The organism is Mucilaginibacter sp. P4_G9 (assembly GCF_056400985.1).
In genome coordinates this window covers 1-5,592 of sequence record NZ_JBFUKF010000329.1, presented here as the reverse complement: position 1 = coordinate 5,592, position 5,592 = coordinate 1, and the positions used below count along the sequence as shown (strand labels likewise).

Sequence of the window (5,592 nt, the reverse complement as noted above, 5' to 3'; positions counted from 1 at the left end):
AACCGATACTATGCTTTATTCTGATTTTTGATAGCCAGATAAAATTTCCCTGGCTGGCTCCTAAGTAATTTCAAAAAACGGATATCTAATTCGCCTTATAAAACCACAAAAGCCATTTTTACATCAGTGCTTATAATAACGTTGTTATCCATTAAAAGCCTGCATATCTATTAAGCGCTTATATAAGCCATTATGGCTAATTAATTCTATATGTGTGCCTTGTTCAGCTACCATTCCGTTTTCCAGCACAATAATTAAATCGGCATTTTGTATCGTACTAAGCCGGTGCGCAATAATTAATGAAGTACGGTTTTTCATCAGATTATTTAACGCATCTTGAACCAGTTTTTCCGATTCAGTATCCAATGCTGATGTGGCCTCATCAAGCAGCATAATTGGAGGATTGTTAAGTACCGCTCTTGCTATACATATTCTTTGCCTTTGACCGCCGGATAGCTTTGTTCCCCTATCGCCGGTATTGGTTTGATACCCCTTACTTGTTTCCAAAATAAAATTATGGGCATTAGCAATACGCGCCGCAGCTTCTACCTGTGCCTGGGTAGCATCTGTTTTACCAAAGGCGATGTTATTAAATATGGTATCATTAAACAAAATAGATTCCTGGTTAACTATCCCCATCATCGCCCTTAATGATTCCATAGTTACAGATTTAATATCCTTACCATCAATATAAATTGTACCTACCTGAGGTTCAATAAAACGAGGCAGCAGATCCATTAAAGTAGATTTGCCACCTCCCGACGGACCAACAAGCGCAACAGTTTTACCTTTTGGTATTACCAGGTTAAGCCCTTTCAATACAGATTTATTGGCATCATCAACAACCCCCGCTTCCTTATCCTTGGCAGATTGCTTATCCTTATAAGCAAAATATACATTTTCAAATCTTACGCTATCTGTAAAATCAGCAATAGCCACGGCATCCGGCGCATTGTTAATTAACGGCTTTTCATCTATCAGTGCCAATACGCGTTCGCCGGCTGCGATACCTGAGTGGATATTACTAAATGAATCTGAGATAGCTTTTGCGGGGCGCATGATCTGCGAAAACATGGCAATATATAAAATGAAGTTCTCGGCTGTTAACGCTCCTTCATGATGAATGATCAATGAACCACCATACAATACAATGCCCGAAACCATTAAAACCCCCAAAAATTCTGACACAGGCGAAGCCATTTGCTGTCTTTTTGCCATTGATTTGGTTATTCTTGAATACTCCTTATTTTCGCGATCAAACCTGTTTTTAATAAAAGGTGCAGCATTAAATGCCTTGATGATCTTGATGCCGGATAGGGCTTCATCAAGATTGCTGATCATATTACTGTAGGTTTGCTGTGATTCTGTGGCTTGTTCTTTAAGCCGCTTAACTATTCTTGATATTACAAAAGCCGATATTGGGATAATCAGCATGGAGAACAATGTTAACTTAACCGATATTACAAATAAGGTTACCAGGTAGAACAACAATTGAAAGGGCTCTTTAAAGGCCACCTGTAACGTACCGGTAACCGAAAATTGCACTACCTGCACATCGGCAGATATTTTTGAAAGTATATCCCCTTTACGCTCGTTATTAAAATAGCCAAGGTGCAGGTTCATCACGTTATTAAAAACCGTGCGGCGCAAGTTAAGCAGGGTAAAAATACGAAGGTTTTCCATAATGCGCTGCGAAAAATACCTGAATATATTACTCAGCAACACCGATACTATAATGGCTACACAAATAAACTGCAACGCGCCTAATGTACCATAACGCTGATTAGCCAATTGGGCAAAATAAGATAGATCGTTTAGTGGGTTCCACCAGTTTAACGGTTTCACCAACGCCTTGCCTGCCGCCTCCGGGTTAAAAATTGCCTTTAGCAAAGGGGCCAATAGTACGTAATTTAGCGTATTGAATATTATAGATAGTAATGTTAATATAAAATACGGGACAGCGAATTTGCCGATTGGCCTGGCGAAAGAAAGTAGTCTGAAATATATCTTCATTTATAAAATAAAATGCAAAGCTAATAGTAATTGGGTAATTACCGTTATTATGCCTTAGTGGTGTAAAAATACTTACCTAATTTATTACCCCTTTAAGCTATCGGTTACAGCATACTTTTCGCGTTTAGCAAATCTATGTGCAAAGTTTAGCTTAGAAATACCTTTACGGGCCTTTACAAGTGAAAAAAGCTCATCATAATCTTTCAGTACTATTTTAAACAAGGGTGCCGAATAGGTAGTAAGCTTCAGTTTAAACGCATCATTTAGCTTATTAATATATATACCGTCTTCTACTTTTAACCCCGGGTACGTTTTAAATGCCGCAAGTTGGTTATACATCATTTCGAAAAACCGGTTCCGTAACCGCCCCTTACTGAACTTAATATTACTTGTAACCGCATCAGGATGTTCCCTATATTGGGTTAATACCTCGTCAACAAATACCAGCCGGTTATGGTAAAATGCTATAAAGCCCATCCACCAGTCATAAAAACCTACTTCCGGAAAAGGTAATATATAATTCAAAAACTCCCGGGTAAATAAAGTTGTATGCCCGGTAATGTAATTATTAAGCAGTAGTGCTTTGTAACTTCTATCCTGTAACGAAAAATGATTTAATAATTTTCTGTCTGTAGCAGAGCCATCAGCATTTATATAAACAGAATTGGAAAACACAAGCCAGTTATCTTTTATGCCATTCAAAAGCACCTCTATTTTTTGCGGTTCCCAGATATCATCCTGATCGCTTATGGATATAAACGCCCCGATAGTTAACCGCAATGCTTTTTCAAAATTTTTGTTAAAGCCTAAGTTTTCCCTATTCCTGAAACACTTTATCCGGGCGTCACGGGTCATGTATCCGCGCGCTATTTCAAAGGTCTTATCGGCAGAGCAGTCATCAACAATGATAATCTCCAGGTTTTTATACGTTTGACTGATGATGCTTTCTATTTGCTCCCGCAGGTACTTTTCTCCATTATAAGTGCACAGCGCTATAGATACCAGTGGGTTTTCCATTATTGTTCAAAAAATGTAACGAGTTTATTTGGCAGAACTGAATAGCGCTTTAATTTCTTCAGCGGTTTTAATAACCCTTCTAAATAATCTTGTTTCAAACAGAATATTTTTAATTTTTGATCCCGATAAATAAAAGCTGGCAATAGTAGTATTTAAATACCTGTTCTTCACAAACAATGTATACTTGTTTTTTACCTGTTTTAATGACCTTATAAAGGCATCATCAACATTGCCAAGGCTTTTATGTAAAAGCAAAAAATCAATAACGTAGCATGTATAACCCATTAATCCGGCAATCATACATATGTCAAGCCCATATAAATGAAAACCTCCAATATCGGTTGATAACGCGAAGTTAGCACTGTTTTTTACAAGTATAAAGTTTTCGTCAACACTACATACTTTTTGTGGGATTTGCCCTTTGATATCAGTTACTCCATTAGGATAAGCAATTTTATATACATGTCTTTTATATAACCTGGCAACGGCACCCGCATTACCTAATACACCCCACTTATTGTCACGGGCATCCATCTCTGCTATCTGCTGATCGAGCATTTGAATACTGCTTTTATCAATAAGTAATATATCCTGATGGCATAAAATAATATACTTACCACTTGCTTTTTGCAAAAAGGAGTTGATGCCCTGATAGGCATCCATTTTATTACTCTCACTGTTATCAATAATAAGGTACTCGCAAATATCATTAGTAAAGCCTGCCTCTATAAACGAGTTAAGCATCTCCAGATATTCCGGCCTGCGGGTTACCAGTGTACAAACGGAGTATCTGTATTTATAAACAGGTTGTTCAACTTGTTGTATAAAATGAGGCAGCAGCGTCATTGTTGATGAGTTTTAAATTGTTGGTCAAGCGCTTGTTTTATGCTTGCTTTAACTGTAACAAACGGAATATATTGTTGCTTATTCATGGCTGTTTGTATAAAGTGCTGTTTATAGGCGCGCATTTGAGGAAGTTTTTTAAGATACAACCTCCATGCTTTATAATAGTACAACTTGCCGCTTACCCATTTTACCGATAATGATAAAAACGTAATAAACGCCCACAAGTATAAACGAATACCCTGCAGATGGAAATAATGCAGCAGCAGTTTATTACGGGTACCAATTGTTTTTATCTTCTTTTTTGAACTGTGCTCTTTTATGGTTGTTGATACTGCATGCCAACAAACAGCATTATTTTCATAATAACATTTAAAGCCACTTTCCCAGGCACGTAAAGAGAGATCGAGATCTTCGTGGTAAAACGGTGTAAATATTTCATTAAAGCCACCCAGCTCAACAAGTTTTTGGCGATCAACTAATGCATTAGCGCCGCTTAAGTAATAGGAGTACACATTACCTGTCCCTGCAAAAGCTACATTTTTAAAATAATTGATCTTAAAAAATGAATCGCGTGGGTATTTGCAGGCTTCAGAAATCTCACTTGTATTTTCATCAAGTATTTGCCCCATTACCCCAAACGTATCGGCCCATGCAAAATACTTCAACTGGTTTTCAAAGTAGTTTTCGGCCAATTTGATATCGCTATTCAATAATAAAACAAGATCAAATTTTGCTGCAAAAATACCTTTATTTATATTAATTGAAAAGCCGCCGTTGGTTTCGCTTTCAATCAATATAGCTTCCGGGTATTGCAGTTTTAAAAACACTATGCTATCATCCGTTGATGCATCATCCGGGATAATCACTTCATATTTACAATTGCTTGCCTTTAACGCGGAAAATACAAACGGCAGGTTTTTAGCCAACAGGCTTTTACCATTATAATTTGGTATAACTACAGATATGCCTGGCTTACTATTATTGTTGTGCATAGATGTTTTTTTACTTATTCCACAAGCTAACTTCACCGGCAACCACATCAACAGTAATGCTATTTAAATCTGCAGTTCCACTTTCCAGGTAGCGCGCCTTTAAGCCCACAGGTGCCCATCGCCCCGGATGGATGGGCCTTACCGACGGAAATAAACCTAAGGCATTTATACCAGTCATAGCTGCCACATGCAAAGGCCCGGTACCGGATGCTATCAGCCCGTCGGCATGGCTTATAAAAGTTATCAATTGTGTCAGTGTCATTTTGCCTGTCATATCTGTAACTGTGGCAGGCAGGGTTCTGATCCAATCTGCTAACAGCAGCTTTTCTTTATCCGATCCTGTTATAATTAAGTTGTATTTATCGGATGATAAAGCATTAATCAGCCCGGCAAAATTATCAAGCCCCCACTCCATGCCACTACCATGTGATTTTGGGTGGATGATAAGGTTAAACTTATCTGCCAAAAGTTTACCTGTTAATTCGGAAGGAAGCAATACTTTACGTTCGAAACCAATGTGACTAACGATATCATTTAATGATGGCGCCGACAATAACCCTAAGGGTTTTAATAACATCAGGTTCAACTGGGCCTCATGCAAATCGGATTTTTTACGGCTCAGTTTTACCAGTTTATTGCAGGTAAACCAATGAAAAAACCTGTTGGTGGTGCCTATGCGTAATTTAATACCGGCTGTCTTTGCTATTTCGGCAACATGTTTATT

5 protein-coding genes are annotated in these 5,592 nt (G+C 37.9%); all 5 read right to left on the bottom strand.

Annotated features, from left to right (window positions below):
* Positions 1–144: 144 nt before the first annotated feature.
* Entirely contained in the window at positions 145–2,013 is a 1,869-nt protein-coding gene (locus AC1DPZ_RS20900) for an ABC transporter ATP-binding protein (protein WP_477407045.1), read from the bottom strand.
* An 84-nt stretch (positions 2,014–2,097) separates the two neighbouring features.
* A complete protein-coding gene (locus AC1DPZ_RS20895) occupies positions 2,098–3,030 on the bottom strand; it encodes a glycosyltransferase family 2 protein (protein WP_477407042.1) in 933 nt (310 codons plus the stop codon).
* Between the two features lie 24 nt (positions 3,031–3,054).
* Entirely contained in the window at positions 3,055–3,876 is an 822-nt protein-coding gene (locus tag AC1DPZ_RS20890) for a hypothetical protein (protein ID WP_477407040.1), read from the bottom strand.
* A complete protein-coding gene (locus AC1DPZ_RS20885) occupies positions 3,873–4,868 on the bottom strand; it encodes a glycosyltransferase family 2 protein (RefSeq protein WP_477407038.1) in 996 nt (331 codons plus the stop codon). Before AC1DPZ_RS20885 ends, AC1DPZ_RS20890 begins: the two co-directional genes overlap by 4 nt.
* Positions 4,869–4,878: 10 nt before the next feature.
* The coding region (locus AC1DPZ_RS20880) for a glycosyltransferase family 9 protein (protein ID WP_477407036.1) at positions 4,879–5,592 on the bottom strand (714 nt) is incomplete at its 5' end.